The 14,227-nt window shown below is 65.4% G+C and carries 15 protein-coding genes; 11 read left to right on the plus strand and 4 right to left on the minus strand.

Going from position 1 to position 14,227, the window contains the following annotated elements; genetic code table 11:
* Both CBI38_RS05190 and CBI38_RS05195 read right to left on the minus strand, forming a co-directional pair.
* Entirely contained in the window at positions 1 to 387 is a 387-nt protein-coding gene (locus CBI38_RS05190) for a hypothetical protein (RefSeq protein WP_109326944.1), read from the minus strand.
* 192 nt (positions 388 to 579) lie between these two features.
* A complete protein-coding gene (locus CBI38_RS05195; protein WP_109334867.1) occupies positions 580 to 1,410 on the minus strand; it encodes an SDR family oxidoreductase in 831 nt (276 codons plus the stop codon).
* A 43-nt stretch (positions 1,411 to 1,453) separates the two neighbouring features.
* On the opposite strand from CBI38_RS05195, the gene CBI38_RS05200 reads away from it, so the two are divergent.
* The 4 genes from CBI38_RS05200 (at position 1,454) to CBI38_RS05215 (ending at position 5,567) form a co-directional block, all read left to right on the plus strand.
* On the plus strand, positions 1,454 to 3,073 hold the full coding sequence (locus CBI38_RS05200; RefSeq protein ID WP_418328328.1) for a methylmalonyl-CoA mutase family protein: 1,620 nt from the start codon (positions 1,454 to 1,456) through the stop codon (positions 3,071 to 3,073).
* On the plus strand, positions 3,073 to 3,474 hold the full coding sequence (locus tag CBI38_RS05205) for a cobalamin B12-binding domain-containing protein (RefSeq protein ID WP_109326953.1): 402 nt from the start codon (positions 3,073 to 3,075) through the stop codon (positions 3,472 to 3,474). The genes CBI38_RS05200 and CBI38_RS05205 overlap by 1 nt, the downstream gene beginning before the upstream one ends.
* Positions 3,475 to 3,561: 87 nt before the next feature.
* The gene (locus tag CBI38_RS05210; RefSeq protein ID WP_109326957.1) at positions 3,562 to 4,518 is read left to right on the plus strand and encodes an LLM class F420-dependent oxidoreductase; all 957 of its coding nucleotides are present in this window, start codon (positions 3,562 to 3,564) and stop codon (positions 4,516 to 4,518) included.
* Positions 4,515 to 5,567 carry a CaiB/BaiF CoA transferase family protein gene (locus tag CBI38_RS05215; RefSeq protein WP_109326958.1) on the plus strand — a complete coding sequence of 351 codons (1,053 nt, stop codon included), beginning with the start codon at positions 4,515 to 4,517 and terminating at the stop codon, positions 5,565 to 5,567. The genes CBI38_RS05210 and CBI38_RS05215 overlap by 4 nt, the downstream gene beginning before the upstream one ends.
* Here CBI38_RS05215 and CBI38_RS05220 read toward each other — a convergent pair.
* A complete protein-coding gene (locus tag CBI38_RS05220; protein WP_109326959.1) occupies positions 5,558 to 6,559 on the minus strand; it encodes a ferredoxin--NADP reductase in 1,002 nt (333 codons plus the stop codon). The two genes, CBI38_RS05215 and CBI38_RS05220, sit on opposite strands and share 10 nt — an antisense overlap.
* Positions 6,560 to 6,632: 73 nt before the next feature.
* On the opposite strand from CBI38_RS05220, the gene CBI38_RS05225 reads away from it, so the two are divergent.
* Genes CBI38_RS05225 through CBI38_RS05245 form a run of 5 tightly spaced genes read left to right on the plus strand, consistent with a single transcriptional unit; the run spans position 6,633 to position 11,618 of the window.
* Positions 6,633 to 8,102, plus strand: coding sequence for a class I adenylate-forming enzyme family protein (locus CBI38_RS05225; protein WP_109326960.1), 1,470 nt, complete (start codon positions 6,633 to 6,635; stop codon positions 8,100 to 8,102).
* Positions 8,080 to 8,985 (plus strand): acyl-CoA dehydrogenase family protein, encoded by a 906-nt coding sequence (locus CBI38_RS05230; protein WP_109334868.1) that lies wholly within the window; start codon positions 8,080 to 8,082, stop codon positions 8,983 to 8,985. Before CBI38_RS05225 ends, CBI38_RS05230 begins: the two co-directional genes overlap by 23 nt.
* The gene (locus CBI38_RS05235) at positions 8,972 to 10,060 is read left to right on the plus strand and encodes an acyl-CoA dehydrogenase family protein (protein WP_109326961.1); all 1,089 of its coding nucleotides are present in this window, start codon (positions 8,972 to 8,974) and stop codon (positions 10,058 to 10,060) included. Before CBI38_RS05230 ends, CBI38_RS05235 begins: the two co-directional genes overlap by 14 nt.
* Before the next feature lies 1 nt (position 10,061).
* Entirely contained in the window at positions 10,062 to 10,829 is a 768-nt protein-coding gene (locus CBI38_RS05240) for an enoyl-CoA hydratase/isomerase family protein (protein ID WP_109326962.1), read from the plus strand.
* Positions 10,830 to 10,835: 6 nt separating this feature from the next.
* Positions 10,836 to 11,618: an enoyl-CoA hydratase/isomerase family protein gene (locus CBI38_RS05245; RefSeq protein ID WP_109326963.1), complete on the plus strand. Its 783-nt coding sequence runs from the start codon at positions 10,836 to 10,838 to the stop codon at positions 11,616 to 11,618.
* 52 nt (positions 11,619 to 11,670) lie between these two features.
* On the opposite strand, the gene CBI38_RS05250 is transcribed toward CBI38_RS05245, so the two are convergent.
* Complete coding sequence (locus tag CBI38_RS05250) at positions 11,671 to 12,594, minus strand: TIGR03564 family F420-dependent LLM class oxidoreductase (protein ID WP_109326964.1); 924 nt, start codon at positions 12,592 to 12,594, stop codon at positions 11,671 to 11,673.
* Between the two features lie 139 nt (positions 12,595 to 12,733).
* Here CBI38_RS05250 and CBI38_RS05255 point away from each other — a divergent pair, with 139 nt between their 5' ends.
* Positions 12,734 to 13,567 (plus strand): TauD/TfdA dioxygenase family protein, encoded by an 834-nt coding sequence (locus CBI38_RS05255; protein WP_109326965.1) that lies wholly within the window; start codon positions 12,734 to 12,736, stop codon positions 13,565 to 13,567.
* Between the two features lie 66 nt (positions 13,568 to 13,633).
* Complete coding sequence (locus CBI38_RS05260) at positions 13,634 to 14,194, plus strand: nuclear transport factor 2 family protein (RefSeq protein ID WP_109326966.1); 561 nt, start codon at positions 13,634 to 13,636, stop codon at positions 14,192 to 14,194.
* Positions 14,195 to 14,227: the final 33 nt, after the last annotated feature.

Genomic DNA, 14,227 nt, shown 5'->3' on the forward strand with positions numbered 1-14,227 from the left:
TCAGCTTGCGGTCTGATCGTCGTTCGTCGGGTTGAATTCGTCGAACGAGGCATCCGCAGCTTGCCACTTGCCGCTGGCACGAATGTCCGCGAACGCGATGTCGAAAGCGTCGACCAGCCACGAATGCTCCGCGATCGCCAGCACTTCGTCGGCGGTGCCGTCGGCCGTGCCCTGGTGGAGGCTCACCTTCCACAGAGCGGCGGCGTCGGTCTGGTCGACCAATCCGTCGGTGCCGTTCGATGCCAGCAGGTAACGGTTGTACTCGAAATCGACGCGAATTGCGTAGCCTGCGCCGGTGTTGACGACGTTTGCCGGGCGCTGAGTTGCCGCAGCGAGCGCGGTGAGTGCGTCGCGGTAACGTTCGGCGTGTTCCTGAGTGCGGGGCACCGTTCTCTCGTCTCTGGCGCAGAGGCCGTGACACTCCCGGTCACGACACCTTCACGAACCTCTGCTTCCAGGCAAAGGTTCGTGTCGGTTCGCACCAAAGATTACGGCACTGGTTTCCCGGCCTGTCGCAGCCGGTCGGTCGTTTGCCGACCCGTCGAGCGCGGGGAAGCTTCCTCGTAGGGTCCTGTCCCGTCAGTCGAGGAAGAGATCGAGCTGGGGAGCGTCTCCGCCGCCGTAGCGGGACAGGTCCGAGACGCCCGACTCCGCGAGCACGTCCGCATCGATGTAGCAGTGTCCGCTGGTCTCCTTCGCCGGCCGGGACACAATCTCGACTGCTGCGTCGGCCATGATCTCCGGACTGCGCGACGAGGAGAGCAAGGATGTGCCGTCTTCCATGTTCGCGACCGCGGAGGTGGCGATGTAGGTCTGCGGCCACAGGCAGTTCGCTGCGATCCCGGCGTCGGCATACTCGGCCGCCCAGCCGAGCGACAGCAAGCTCATCCCGTACTTCGACAACGTGTACGACGGGTGGGCGCCGAGCCAACGCGGGTTCAGGTTCACCGGAGGCGAGATGGTGAGCACATGCGGGTTGGGGGAGCTCCGAAGATAGGGAAGGCAGGCGCGGGTGAGCAGGAACGTCCCGCGGCAATTGATGTCCTGCATGAGGTCGTACTTCTTGGCTGTCAGTTCCTCGGTTCCCTCGAGCGCGATGGCACTGGCGTTGTTCACGCAGATGTCGATGCCACCGAACCGCTCCACCGCGGTGTCGGCGGCGCGCTGCACATCCTCCTCGCGGCGGACGTCACCGACCACGGCGACTGCTTTGCCGCCGACGGCCTCGATATCCGCGACGGCGGTGTGGACCGTCCCTTGAAGGCGCGGGTGCGGCTCCGCCGTCTTGGCCAGCACAACCACATTTGCCCCCTGCTTGGCCGCGGCGATCGCGATCGCCAGTCCGATCCCGCGGCTACCGCCGGAAACGATCATGGTCCGGTCACTGAGTGCGTTCTGCTGGCTGGACATCGTTCTCCCTGTTCCGACACTGTCGATCATTGCGTTCTCGACGATGATATTGGCATTCTCATTTTCTGCAAGTACTGTATCCATCGTGAACGACTTCGCTGAAACCTCTTCGGGCATCCCGCTGGAGCCGGTCTACGGGCCGACCGACAGGCGCGCAGAGCCGCCCGCCCCGGGCGCCTTTCCCTTCACCCGCGGCAACTTCGCCTCCGGCTACCGGGGCCGGTTGTGGACGTTCCGCCAGTACTCCGGATTCGGCACCGCGGAAGAGTCCAACCAGCGCTATCGGTACCTGCTCGAACAGGGCGGCACCGGATTGTCGGTGGCACTGGACCTGCCCACCCAATGCGGCTACGACTCCGACGACCCCGAGGTCACCGAGGAAGTCGGCCGGGTCGGGGTCGCGGTCGACACCCTCGCCGACGCCGAAGTCCTCTTCGCCGACATCCCGCTGGACAAGATCAGCACCAGCTTCACTATCAACGGGACGGCGGCGATACTGCTGGCGTTCTATGTGGCCGCGGCCGAGCGGGCAGGCGTGCCGCGGGCAAAGCTCACCGGGACGATCCAGAATGACATCCTCAAGGAGTACGCCTCCCGGGGCACGTGGATCTGGCCGCCGGAGCCGTCGCTACGGCTAATTGCCGACACCATCGAATTCTGCGCGGCCGAGGTGCCGAGGTTCAACGCTATTTCGGTCGCCGGCGCGCACTTTCGCGACGCCGGAGCTACCGCGGTGCAGGAAATGGCCTTCACGCTCGCAGACGGAGTCACCTACTGCGACACGGTGGTCGAACGTGGGCGAATGACGATCGACGAGTTCGCTCCTCAGATCTCGTTCTTCTTCTATACGCACGGGGACTTCTTCGAAGAGATCGCCAAGTACCGGGCAGGCCGTCGTCGATGGGCCACGATCGTGCGGGAGCGCTACGGTGCGGTGACGGACAAGGCGTCGATGTTCCGGTTCGGTTGTGTTGCCGGCGGCGCGTCCCTCTACGCACCCCAGGCACAGAACAATCTGGTGCGAGTGGCGTACGAGTCGATGGCTTCGGTTCTCGGGGGAGTGCAGTCGATGTTCACCGCGGCGTGGGACGAGCCGTTCGCCCTGCCCAGTGAGGAGTCGGCGACCCTGGCGCTTCGCACCCAGCAGGTTCTGGCCTACGAGACCGGAGTGACGCGTGTCGCGGATCCGCTCGGCGGCTCCTACTTCGTCGAAGCGCTGACCGACGCCACCGAGGCCCGCCTGATCGAGATCATGGACGATCTCGATCAGCACGGCGGCATGGTTCGCGCCATCGAGGACGGGTACCTGCAAGGCCTCATCGCCGACGAGGCGTACAAGCTGCACAAGGACGTCGAATCGGGGGAACGCCCGGTGGTCGGGGTCAACCGGTTCGTCTCGCCGGAGCCGCCGCCCGAGATCTCCACGTACGAGCTGAATGCCGAAGGGCGCGAGCTGCAGCTCAAACGGCTGGCGAAAGTGAAATCCGAACGTGATCCCGAGGCGGTCAATGCCTGCCTCACCGCTCTGTCCCGCGCCGCGGAAGGAACCGAAAACCTCATGCATCCGTTGATCGATTGCGCCAACGCCTACTGCACCGTCGGCGAGATGGTATCCGCGCTCAAAGCAGTCTGGGGCGAATTTCAGCAGCCGGTGGTGTTCTGATGAGCGCCCGCATACTCGTAGCGAAGCCCGGACTGGACGGTCACGATCGAGGCGCCAAGATCGTCGCCCGCGCACTCCGCGACGCCGGTTTCGAGGTGATCTACACCGGTATCCGCAAGCGGGTCGAGGACATCGTGTCGATTGCCCTCCAGGAGGATGTTGCCGTCGTCGGTCTGAGCATTCTCTCCGGCGCCCATGTGGCGCTGACCACGCGAACGGTCGATGCGCTGCGCGCTGCGGACGCCGGTGACATCGCTGTGGTGGTCGGCGGCACGATTCCCCAGGAGGACGTTCCGCGCCTGCTGTCCGCGGGAGCGGCAGCCGTCTTCCCCACCAGCACCCCCCTGGAGGATCTGGTCACCGGAGTGCGCGCACTCACCGGCACTCCCACTCCCTCTTGACCTTTCGTCATACAAGGCGAAAGGCGATTACACCGCGTCGACCACCCGGTCACGCGTGCGAGAACAATTTTCGGACCTGGAGGAACAGTGCGTATCGGAGTGATGATCGGGCCCGAGCGAGGGGACTCCGCGCGGAAGGTCGCCCGAATGCTGGACGACGTGGAGTGGGCGGAGAGCGCAGGGTTGGACTCCGTCTGGGTTCCGCAGGTCCCCACGGACTTCGACGCGCTGATCGCCGTGGCGTTGATGGGAACGAGGACGTCCCGCATCGAAATCGGCACCGCGGTGGTACCCCTGCAGGCGCAACACCCCGTCGCACTGGCGCGACAGGCGCTCTCGGCGCATGCCGCCACCGGAGGACGTTTGGCGCTGGGAGTCGGCCCCTCACACCACTGGATCGTTCAGGACATGCTCGGTCTCCCCTATGAGAAGCCGGCCGCGTTCACCCGCGATTACCTGGACGTACTGGACGCCGCACTGCTCGCACCCGGCCCGGTCGAGATCGAGAACAACACCTTCACCGTGCACAACCCGCTCGAGATCGGACCGGTGGCCCCGATGCCGGTCCTGGTGGCCGCCCTGGGCCCGGTGATGCTGACGATCGCAGGCGAGCGAACCGACGGGACCATCCTCTGGATGGCCGACGAGCGGGCGGTCGCCGACCATGTCGTCCCGCGAATTACCAAGGCTGCCGACAATGTGGGGCGTCCGGCTCCACGCATCATCGCGGGTGTCCCGGTCTGTCTTTGCCGGCCTTCGGAAGTCGACACCGCGCGTGAGCGCGCCAACCGGATCCTCGGGGAAGCGGAGATCTCACCCAACTATCAGCGGCTGCTGGGATACGGCGACGCCGAGGACATCGGTGATCTGTGCGTCGCCGGAGACGAGGACGCCATCCTTGCGGGCTTCCGCCGATACGCCGACGCGGGGGTCACCGACCTGTCGATGAGGCTGCTGCCGATCGGCGACAACCGGGACGAGCTGATCGCTTCGAAGCGTCGTACCCGGGACGTCGTCGCGGAACTCGTCAAGGAGCTGCGGTGACTGCGGGGCCACTCGAGGGCATCCGGATCCTCGAGGTCGGCCATATCCTCGCGGGTCCGTACGCCACCATGATGCTCGCCGACCTCGGCGCAGAGGTCACCAAGATTGAACCGCCGAGCGGTGACCTCTCGCGGCAGGTGAGCGACGCCTACTTCGCCAGCCTGAACCGGGGTAAGCGCAGTATCTGCGTAGACCTGACGACCACCGAGGGACAGGCCCGTCTCGGAGAACTTGCGGCCGAATCCCATGCCCTGCTGGTCAACCTGAAGCCGTCCGCCATTCACCGGTACGGCCTGACCTACGACGCTCTGCGTCGATGGAACGACAAAATAGTCTGTGTCGCGCTCACCGGTTACGGTCTCGACGAGGGAGACGACCCAGCTTTCGACTACGTGATTCAGGCCGTCACGGGTGTCGCCGCACTCACCGGTGACCCGGCGGGGCCGCCGACGCTGCCCGGGTACTCCGCGGCCGACAACTCGACCGGACTTGCAGCCGCACTCGGATTGCTGGCCCAGATCATCTCCGGACGCGGCGGTCAAGTGGAGGTGTCGTTGCGCGACGTCATGCTGTCGCAACTCAACTACCGCGCGTCGGCGTATCTCAACGAAGGCACCGAGCCGCGGCGTATGCCGTTCGGTGCCCATCCGTACTACGTGCCGGCGCAGTTGTTTCCGACTGCGGAGGGCCATCTCGCCCTGTTCATCACACATGACGGTTTTTGGCGGAAGTTCGCTGCGGAGGCGGGGATCGAAGGATTTCCGACGATGGCCGAGCGCGCGGAACGTCGTGACGAGGTCCTCGCGGTTGTGACCGCGGCTCTGGCGGCCGACTCCGCGACGGGCTGGGAGTTTCGGCTGCGACCGTTGGGAGTGCCTGCGGCAGCGGTGCGTTCATTGCCCGACGCACTCGCAGCCACACCGGAGATGATCGCCACTGCCGGTGACTTCCGGTTGGTCGGAAGTCCCATCCGCGTGGCCGGCTTCGACCCGAATTACGGGCCGCCGCCGCGCCTCGGCGAGCACGGCGGCCTGCCGGTTCACTCGTAGCGGACCTTGATCGACCCGGTGTCGGGCACTGCTTGGCAGGTGAGGACGTAGCCTTCGGCCACCTCGTCGTCGCTCAGCGCGTCGTTCACCCGCATGGTCGCGCTGCCCTCGGTCACGGTGGCGATGCAGGTGGCGCAGTTGCCCGATTCGCAGGAGAACGGTGGTGTGAGCCCGGCGCGCCGGGCACTTTCCAGGAGGGTCTCGTTCGCTTTTCTGGGCACCGACACCTTTTTCCGTCCCAGAACGATCGAGACGGTTCCCTCGACCTCGGAATCGGGTGCGTCGGCCGATGGCACCGTCGGGGCCACTGCACCGAACCGCTCACTGAAGATCCTGCCCGGCCCTGGCAATGCCGACTCCACCAGAGCCATGAAGGGCTCGGGCCCGCACAGGTAGGAGTCGGCCTCTCCTTCGGCGCCGACGAAGTGGCGCACGGCTGCCGCGTCGAGAAATCCGCCCCGGTCGTCGAGGTGCCGTACGAACGAGAACCGGTCGGGATAGCGCTCGGTGAGTTCGTTCAGTACGGCGTCGAACATCACCGATGCGTGGTCTCGGTCGGCGCACAGCAGCCGGACATGCCGGTCCGTGGTCGCCAGCGCGCTCTTCGCCAGTGACAGGATCGGGGTGATCCCGCTGCCACCGCTGAACCCGAGCAACGGCGCCGAGGTCGGACGCAGGCAGAAGGTTCCCGCGGGCCGTGTCAGTTCGACCGCGTCACCCTCGGCGACGTTGTCGTGCAGCCAGTTCGACACCTTGCCGCCGGGGACCCGTTTGACCGTCGTCATCAGCTCGCCATCGGTCTCCGGTGCGCTCGACATGGAGTAGGAGCGGAACAGTTCGGTTCCGTCCACGTCGACCCGGAATGTGCAGAACTGCCCGGCCCGATAGGAGAACGGACCGTCGTGCGGTGCGAGCACGAACGTGCGTGCGTCCGAGCTCTCCTTGACGATTCGCGTCACGGTCGCGCGCTGGAACAAGGGTGGTCTCGACATGCCCGTCGCCTCCTGATATTGAGATTCTAACTGTGAGAGAATATCATTCTCTCTGACGAGATAGGACTTCTCAATGGTGAATTCCCACACGAGAGACGGGGCAGGCATCGGATACCGGGCCCCCGACGAGGAAGAAGAAGCGACCGAGCCGACCGTGCTCGTGTTCGAGGCGCGCGAATACAGCCTCAGTGAACTCGACGCTCTGGCCGACGGGTTGGCTGCCGAGATGGCCGGTCGCGGCGTGAAGGCAGGTGACCGTGTCGCTCTGATGTCGTCGAACCGGCCGGAATTCGTCGTGGCCGTTCGAGCGATCTGGCGGCTCGGCGCCGCCGTCGTGCTGATCAGCCCGGCGTACAAGCATGACGAAGTCGCGCACGCGCTGGCGCTCACGAATCCGACGCTCGCGGTCGGGGACAGTCCGGTACTGGCCGAACTTCTGCCGATGCTGAGCCTCGACGATCCGGTCGACCCCGCGCAATGCTCCTTTCCGCCACCCGATCCGGCTGCCGAGGCCGTGCTCGTGTTCAGTTCGGGCACCACCGGGATGCCGAAAGCCGTGCGGCACACGCACGCGTCTTTCGGTGCCGCCGTGGGGCAGTGGTGTGACGCGCTGCAACTGTCGTCGACGGACAGGATGCAGGTGCTTACTCCGCCCTCACACATCCTGGGCGTCCTCAACATCATGACCGCACTCGAGGTCGGCGCATGGGTGCGGCTGCACCGCCGGTTCGACGTGGACCGGATGCTGAGGCACATCGAGACCGATCGGATCACGGTGGAGATGGCCGTCGCGCCGATTGCGCTGGCCATCGCCCAGCATCCGGACCTCGAATCGTTCGACCTGTCGTCGCTGCGCTACATCATGTGGGGCGCCACTCCGGTCACGCCGAGCGTCGCCGAGACCGTCACCCGGCGCGCCGGGGTCGGGTGGGTACCCGCGTACGGCGCCAGCGAGTTGCCGGTGATCGCCTGCAACCCGATCGAAGGGGCCCGTCTGGACAGTGTCGGACGCCCCGTTGCGGGCGTCAGCATCCGGGTGGTGTCGCTCGAGACCGGTGAGCCGCTGGGCGTGGGAGAACCCGGCGAGATTCAGGCTCGAGCGAATTCGCTGATGGCAGGTTACCTGCCCGAGGAGACGAATGCCGAGGCGTTCGTGGACGGGTGGTACCGGACCGGGGACGTCGGTTACCTCGACGAGGACGGCTGGCTTCTGCTCACCGACCGGTCGAAAGAGATGATCAAGGTCAAGGGGTTTCAGGTTGCGCCCGCCGAGATCGAGGCGGTGCTGCACGGGCACCCCGGCGTGGTGGACTGTGCGGTGTTCGGGGTCCCCGACCCGGTCAGCGGGGAAGCAGTGATCGCCGCGGTCGCACGGACCGGCACGACCGAAGCCGAAGAACTCATCACCCTCGTGGGAGACCGGTTGGCGTCCTACAAGAGGCCCAGCCGGGTGGTCTTCGTATCCGACATCCCTCGCCTGCCTTCCGGCAAGGTGTTGCGCCGAGAACTCAAGGAGCGCTATGGACGTACGTCTGACAAGTGAACAGCAACAATTGCGCGATGCCGCAGCCAAATTGGCCGACGACCTGGGACCGGGATCGGTCCAGGACCTGGCCGACGACACTCGGCTCGCACGGTTGGAGAAGGCGGTGGCCACAACAGGGTGGCGATCGCTGCGATCCGACGGGGCGTCGGGTGTGGAAGTCGCCATCGTCGCCGAGGAATTCGGTCGGGGCCTGGTCGATATTCCCTTCCTCGGACCCGTCCTCGCCGATGATCTACACCGGCACGTCTCCGATGATCAGCAGACTTGGGCGGTGGCCCTCGACGGGGAAGCGACCGACGCGCGAGGACTGGAGCGCGCTCTCGTTCTGAGCGGAAACCGGATCTCGGCCGGTCAAGTGGGAGCCGTCGTGCCGGGAGCGGACCTGACCAGAGGATTCGCGGACATACTCGAGCCGTTCGAACCCCTCGGCGAACTGTCTACCGAGCACGTCGAGCGCTGGCATGCTCTCGCCGTCCTCGTCACCTCCGCCGATCTGGTCGGGACGTCACGCGGAGCCCAGGCGCTCGCCGTCGATTACGCGAAGATGCGCGAACAGTACGGCAACACGATCGGTTCCTATCAAGCCGTGGCGCATCTGCTCGCGGAGAGCCAGGCGCTGATCGAGGGTTCGGTGAGCGTGCTCCGCCATGCAGCCTGGGCGCTCGACCAGCTGCCTCCCGGCGAGGCGCAGCAGGCTGCGCGAGTCGCGAAGATCTACTGCGCGCGCGCTGCCCGAACCGTGTGCGAGACGGCGATTCAGGTACACGGCGGCATCGGTAACACCTGGGAATGCCTTGCGCACGTCTACCTTCGGCGGGCACTGACGTCGACCGAACTGTTCCCCGTACGCCTGGAGGAGATGCACCGTGGACTTTCGTGACTCGCCGGAAGAAGCCGCGTTCCGGGACCGACTGCGGTCCTGGCTGGCGGACACGGCCAAGACGTTCCCGACTTCGGGTGACGAGTACTGGGAACGGCAGCCCGAATGGCACCGAGCGCTCTACGGCGCCGGATTCTTCGGGTTGTCATGGCCCGCAGAATATGGTGGTCAGGAGCTACCGCCCGTCTACGACGTCATCCTGGACGAAGAATTGGCCATCGCGGGCGCACCCGCCCGGCCGAGCCTCGGGTACCTGGTGATCGGACTCGGCAGGCATGGCAGCGAGAAACTCCGCCGCACTTTCCTGCCCGGAATGATCGACGGGACCGAGCGCTGGTGTCAGGGATTCAGTGAGCCGGGCGCCGGATCGGATCTCGCAGCACTCACCACCACTGCCACCCGCGACGGCGACAACTACGTCATTCACGGACACAAAATCTGGACGAGCTATTCGGATGTGGCCGACTGGTGTCTCCTGCTTGCCCGTACGGAACCTGACAAGCCCCGTCACCGCGGCTTGTCGGCGTTCATCGTCCCGATGAAGCAACCGGGAATCGAGCAGCGACCGCTGCAGATGATGAGTGGCGTCACCAAAGAGTTCGGTCAGGTTCTCTTCGACGGGGCAACGGTGCCTGCGGAGAACATGGTCGGTGCGCCGGGGGAAGGGTGGGCGCTGGCGATGACGGTGGTCGGGCACGAACGAGAGCCCTCCACGCTCGGTTTCGCCGCGAGGTACGACAAGCTCGTACGCGATCTCGTCGCCCGGTCGGAAGGGACCCCCTCTGCGGAATTGGCCTGGGCTGCGGTGCAGACGGAGATGCTGCGCCTGCACGTCCGTCGCAGGCTGTCCGAACAGCTCGACGGTGTGTCGCACGGTTCTGAGGGGTCGCTCGACAAGTTGCTCATGACCTGGGTCGAACAATCGGTCGGGCACGCAGCGGTGTCCGAGGCCGGCACTCGCGACACCGACATGCTGGGCGCCTACCTGTACAGCCGCGCACAGAGCGTCATGGGTGGAACGTCGCAGATTCAGAAGAACATCATCGCCTCGCGAATTCTTGGATTGGGAGTCTGACATGTACGACATGCCCGAGGAGATCGACGTCCGCGCGGACGGTGCCCTGCGCATCATCACGCTGAACCGGCCCGACGCGCTCAATGCCGTCAACGACGGCTTGCACACCGGACTGGCGCGGTTGTGGCCTCAGCTGAGCGAAGATCGGGATGCCCGCGCCGCGGTACTCACCGGAAGCGGCAAAGCCTTCTCTGCGGGTGGCGACTTCACCTACCTCGCCGAGCTCGCGGCAGACCGCGAACTGCGCGCCCGGACCATCGCTCACGGCCGCGAACTCGTCCTCGGGATGGCACGCTGCCGTATTCCGGTGATCGCGGCGGTCAACGGACCGGCTGTGGGACTGGGCTGCAGCTTGGTTGCGCTCAGTGACATCGTCTACATGGCCGAGACGGCCTACCTCGCTGATCCTCATGTACAGGTCGGGTTGGTCGCGGCCGACGGTGGACCGCTCACCTGGCCGCTGCAGATCAGTCTGCTGCAAGCCAAGGAGTACGCCCTCACCGGCGCACGCATACCCGCGGCGAAAGCATGCGCGCTCGGATTGGCCAACCACATGGTTGCCGATCCGCTGAGCGAGGCCCTCGCTTGTGCCAAACGCATTGCGGAACAGCCCCGGCAGGCTGTCGAGAGCACGAAGCGGTTGCTGAACATGCATATCGAGCGGGCCGTACTCGCCACGCTGGACTATGCGATGACCGCCGAGGAGCTGACGTTCCAATCCGACGACTTCCAGACCAACATCGCCAGGCTCACAGCGGGAAAGAGCTGAGAAGGTATGGGCGACGCCTTGGGGACGAGTGGTCTGCGGTTCGAGCGTGAGGGTTCGATCGGCTGGTGCGTCATCGATCGGCCGGCGGCGCGGAACGCGTTCACGCCCGCGATGTATTTCGGTCTGAAGCGGGCTGTCCGGCTGGTGAATTCCGATCCCGACCTTGCTGCGCTCATCATCACCGGTGTCGACGACGTGTTCGCGCCGGGCGGTGATCTCGGTGGCCGATCAGAGCCGGGCGACTCGCTCCCCGAGGGACTGGCGGGCAACGACGTGGTCCCGTTCCTCACGATCCGGGACAGTCGGGCACCGGTGATCGCGGCCGTCAACGGCATCTGTCAGGCGGGCGGTCTGCTGGTCGCGATGATGTCCGATATCGCAGTAGCCAGCGATCGGGCGACATTCCGGGTGCCCGAGCTCCTCCGCGGTATCCCCGATGCGACCTTTGCAGCGGCTCTTCCCGCGCACATCGGCATAGCCGCAGCGCGGGACCTCATGTTGTCCGCGCGCCGCTTCGATGCCGCCGAGGCGCAGCGCCTGGGGGTGATCTCCCGCGTGGTACCCCACGAGAATCTGCGGGCCGCCGCGCTGGAGGCTGCCCGCGAGGTGCTGCAGACGTCCCCTGAGGCCCGCGCCCAGGTGAAGCGAATGTTGAACGAGCGTTACGGATTCATCGACTATCAAACGATGTTCGGCGCACTCGAAAGTTCACCGGAGCCCCGCGAGGGTATGCGGGCATTCATGGAGAAGCGCAACCCGAACTGGATCCCGGCGGATCTTCCGACCTGACTCGAGAGGAGGTGGAAACCAGGCCTCTGTCGTGTGAGGCGTAACCCGGGGATTACCCGTCGGTGGTCGCCAGTTCTCGAAGAAGGTCCTTGGTGCGACCGACCGACGCTTTCGCGTCGGCGCCGACGGGGAAGACCGCAGCCCAGATGTCGGTGGCACCCGCGTCGAGGAGACCTTGCAGCTGGGTGCGCACCGACGTCTCGTCGCCGACGATGGCAACGTCGGCCGGGCTCGATGCACCGCCGACCTCCAGAATGCGTTGGTAATTCGGCATTCCCGCGTACATGGTGGCGGTTGCGGCAACGGCTTCGCGGGCTTCATCGGCGTCGTCGTGAACCGCAACGGGGAGCCCGGCGACTATCCGGGGAGTGGCACGGCCCACGCGTGTCGCGGCGGCATGGATCGCGGGCGCGACGCGGGATTCGATCACCTTCGCGGAAGCCATCCACAGGATGGTGCCGTCGGCGTACTGCCCTGCCACCCGGAGCATGCGCGGGGACATCGCTGAAAGAAGGACAGGCACCTCGTGGGCCAGGGGCACCATGCGGCCGGCGCTCCGTGTGGTCCACTCCTGACCGCGGATGTCGACCTCTTCACCGTGGAGCAGTGCGGCGACTATCCGTACGTATTCCTCGGTGTTCTGACCGGGCCGGTCGTAGGAGAGTCCGTACACCTCATGCACCAGGGACTCGTGTGAAGGGCCCAGACCCAGAGTGAATCCGCGACGGCCCATTGCTTCGGCAACGGCGGCGACCCGATTCGCCTGCAGCAAGGGGTGGCACGGATAGGTCTGCAGGACAGCGGTTCCGAGTTCGATCGATGTCGTGGCGCGACCGGCAACCGTCACCGCCGCCAGTGGATCACCGGCGACGGTGCTGGCGTACCAGAGTGAGGTGAAGCCATCCGCCTCGGCTTGTACCGCTTGGTGCACGATCTTGTCGGTCGACGATGCGCCGCCGGTCAATCCGATACGCATGTGAATCTCCTTGCCGCACGGACATAGCCGTGCCTTATGCCTTGTCGATCAAGTACAGATCTCCGTATGAGAGAACTGTAGTGTCGAAATAAGAATATTGATAGCTTGCTATGAGAATCATATTTCCAAGGAGGAACTGATGTTTGCCAATGTCACCCCGATCACCGACACCATCGGTGTCGAAATCACGGGAATCGAGGGCAGCCGACTCGCCGACGCGCAGGCCGCCGCTCGGTGCCGAGCCCTGCTCGACATGCACGGTGTGGTGGTTTTTCGTGACGCCCACATCGCGGATGCCGACCTGGTAGCCCTGAGTCGCATGCTCGGCGACGTCGTCGTGGCGCCGGTAGGTGGTCAGGAGAAGCACCCGGAAATCTCGGCCATCAGTCTGGATCCAGCCACGACTGTCCTGGCTTCCTACAACAAGGGCACCTTCCACTGGCACATCGACGGCGCCACTGACGCGGTCCCGCAGAAGTCGACGCTCCTCACCGCGCTCGAGGTGTCAGAAGAGGGCGGTGACACCGAGTTCGCCAACACCTACGCCAGTTACGAAGCCCTTACCGAGGATGAGAAGGCGTCCCTCGCCGATCTGCGCGTGGTGCACAGCTTCGCAGCGGCGCAACTCCTGGCCAACCCTGATCCGTCGGACAAGCAACGGGCAGCATGGGCGCGGGTGCCGACGCGCGAGCACCCCCTGATCTGGACGCGTCGCAACGGACGGAAGTCGCTTCTGCTCGGCGCGACCGCCGCGCATGTGGTCGGCTGGCCCGAGGAGCAGGGGCGGGCACTTCTCGACCGTCTGCTCGACTGGTCGACGCAACCTCGATTTTCTCTGCGACATCATTGGCGTCGCGGCGACCTGGTCTTATGGGACAACACCGGAATGCTGCACCGCGCCGTCCCCTATGCGCCCACCTCACCCCGGTTGCTTCACCGGACCACCCTGATCGGCGAGGAAGCCGTCGCTTGAGCGCATGCAGCCGGCATGCATCGGCCACCATCCACGCTCACAGGACCATCTTTGAAGGAGAGGCAGATGACCACCGACGATGTCGCAAGGCTCCAGCGTGACGTGCGGTACTTGATGGACCGCGGCGAAATCCTCGACTGCGTTGCCAGGCATTCTCGTGGCTGCGATCGCCACGATTCCGATCTCCTGTGTGGCACTTACCACGACGACGGAATCGACGAGCACGGCACCAGCACCAACAGAGGACCGGACTACGCGAACTGGGCGAATGCCGCACACGCGGCCACCTCGCTGGCGCATACACACAACATCACCACCCACACGTGCGAAATCGACGGCGATACCGCCCACTGCGAGAGCTACGTGTTGGTGGGATTACTCCTCAACGACGGGGTCACGGTGCAACTACTCAACGGCCGCTATCTCGACCGACTCGAACGACGCGACGGTGGGTGGCGGATCGCGGTGCGGCGCTCGACCGTCGAATGGAGCGCGAAAGCTGACGCGTCGATGTTGCAATCGCGCTTCTTCACCGAGAAGGCGTTCCTGAGAGGCACGCGAGCCAAGGACGACCTGTCCTACCAGCGCCCGCTGCGCATCGACACACCGGCACCAGCACGCTGGTGACCGACGTGCGGCCGGAATGAGTGCGGCGGAGGT

The organism is Rhodococcus oxybenzonivorans (assembly GCF_003130705.1).
Classification (GTDB): Bacteria; Actinomycetota; Actinomycetes; order Mycobacteriales; family Mycobacteriaceae; genus Rhodococcus_F; species Rhodococcus_F oxybenzonivorans.

Bases quoted from the DNA above. Each gene is read 5' to 3' on its own strand.
- CBI38_RS05195 (WP_109334867.1), bottom strand. From the start codon at position 1,410: ATGTCCAGCCAGCAGAACGCACTCAGTGACCGGACCATGATCGTTTCC.
- CBI38_RS05250 (WP_109326964.1), bottom strand. From the start codon at position 12,594: ATGCGTATCGGATTGACCGGCGGCGCATCGTCGACCGACAAGATCGTG.
- CBI38_RS05220 (WP_109326959.1), bottom strand. From the start codon at position 6,559: ATGTCGAGACCACCCTTGTTCCAGCGCGCGACCGTGACGCGAATCGTC.
- CBI38_RS05255 (WP_109326965.1), top strand. From the start codon at position 12,734: ATGTTTGCCAATGTCACCCCGATCACCGACACCATCGGTGTCGAAATC.
- CBI38_RS05240 (WP_109326962.1), top strand. From the start codon at position 10,062: ATGTACGACATGCCCGAGGAGATCGACGTCCGCGCGGACGGTGCCCTG.
- CBI38_RS05260 (WP_109326966.1), top strand. From the start codon at position 13,634: ATGACCACCGACGATGTCGCAAGGCTCCAGCGTGACGTGCGGTACTTG.
- CBI38_RS05205 (WP_109326953.1), top strand. From the start codon at position 3,073: ATGAGCGCCCGCATACTCGTAGCGAAGCCCGGACTGGACGGTCACGAT.
- CBI38_RS05225 (WP_109326960.1), top strand. From the start codon at position 6,633: ATGGTGAATTCCCACACGAGAGACGGGGCAGGCATCGGATACCGGGCC.
- CBI38_RS05245 (WP_109326963.1), top strand. From the start codon at position 10,836: ATGGGCGACGCCTTGGGGACGAGTGGTCTGCGGTTCGAGCGTGAGGGT.
- CBI38_RS05200 (WP_418328328.1), top strand. From the start codon at position 1,454: ATGATATTGGCATTCTCATTTTCTGCAAGTACTGTATCCATCGTGAAC.
- CBI38_RS05230 (WP_109334868.1), top strand. From the start codon at position 8,080: ATGGACGTACGTCTGACAAGTGAACAGCAACAATTGCGCGATGCCGCA.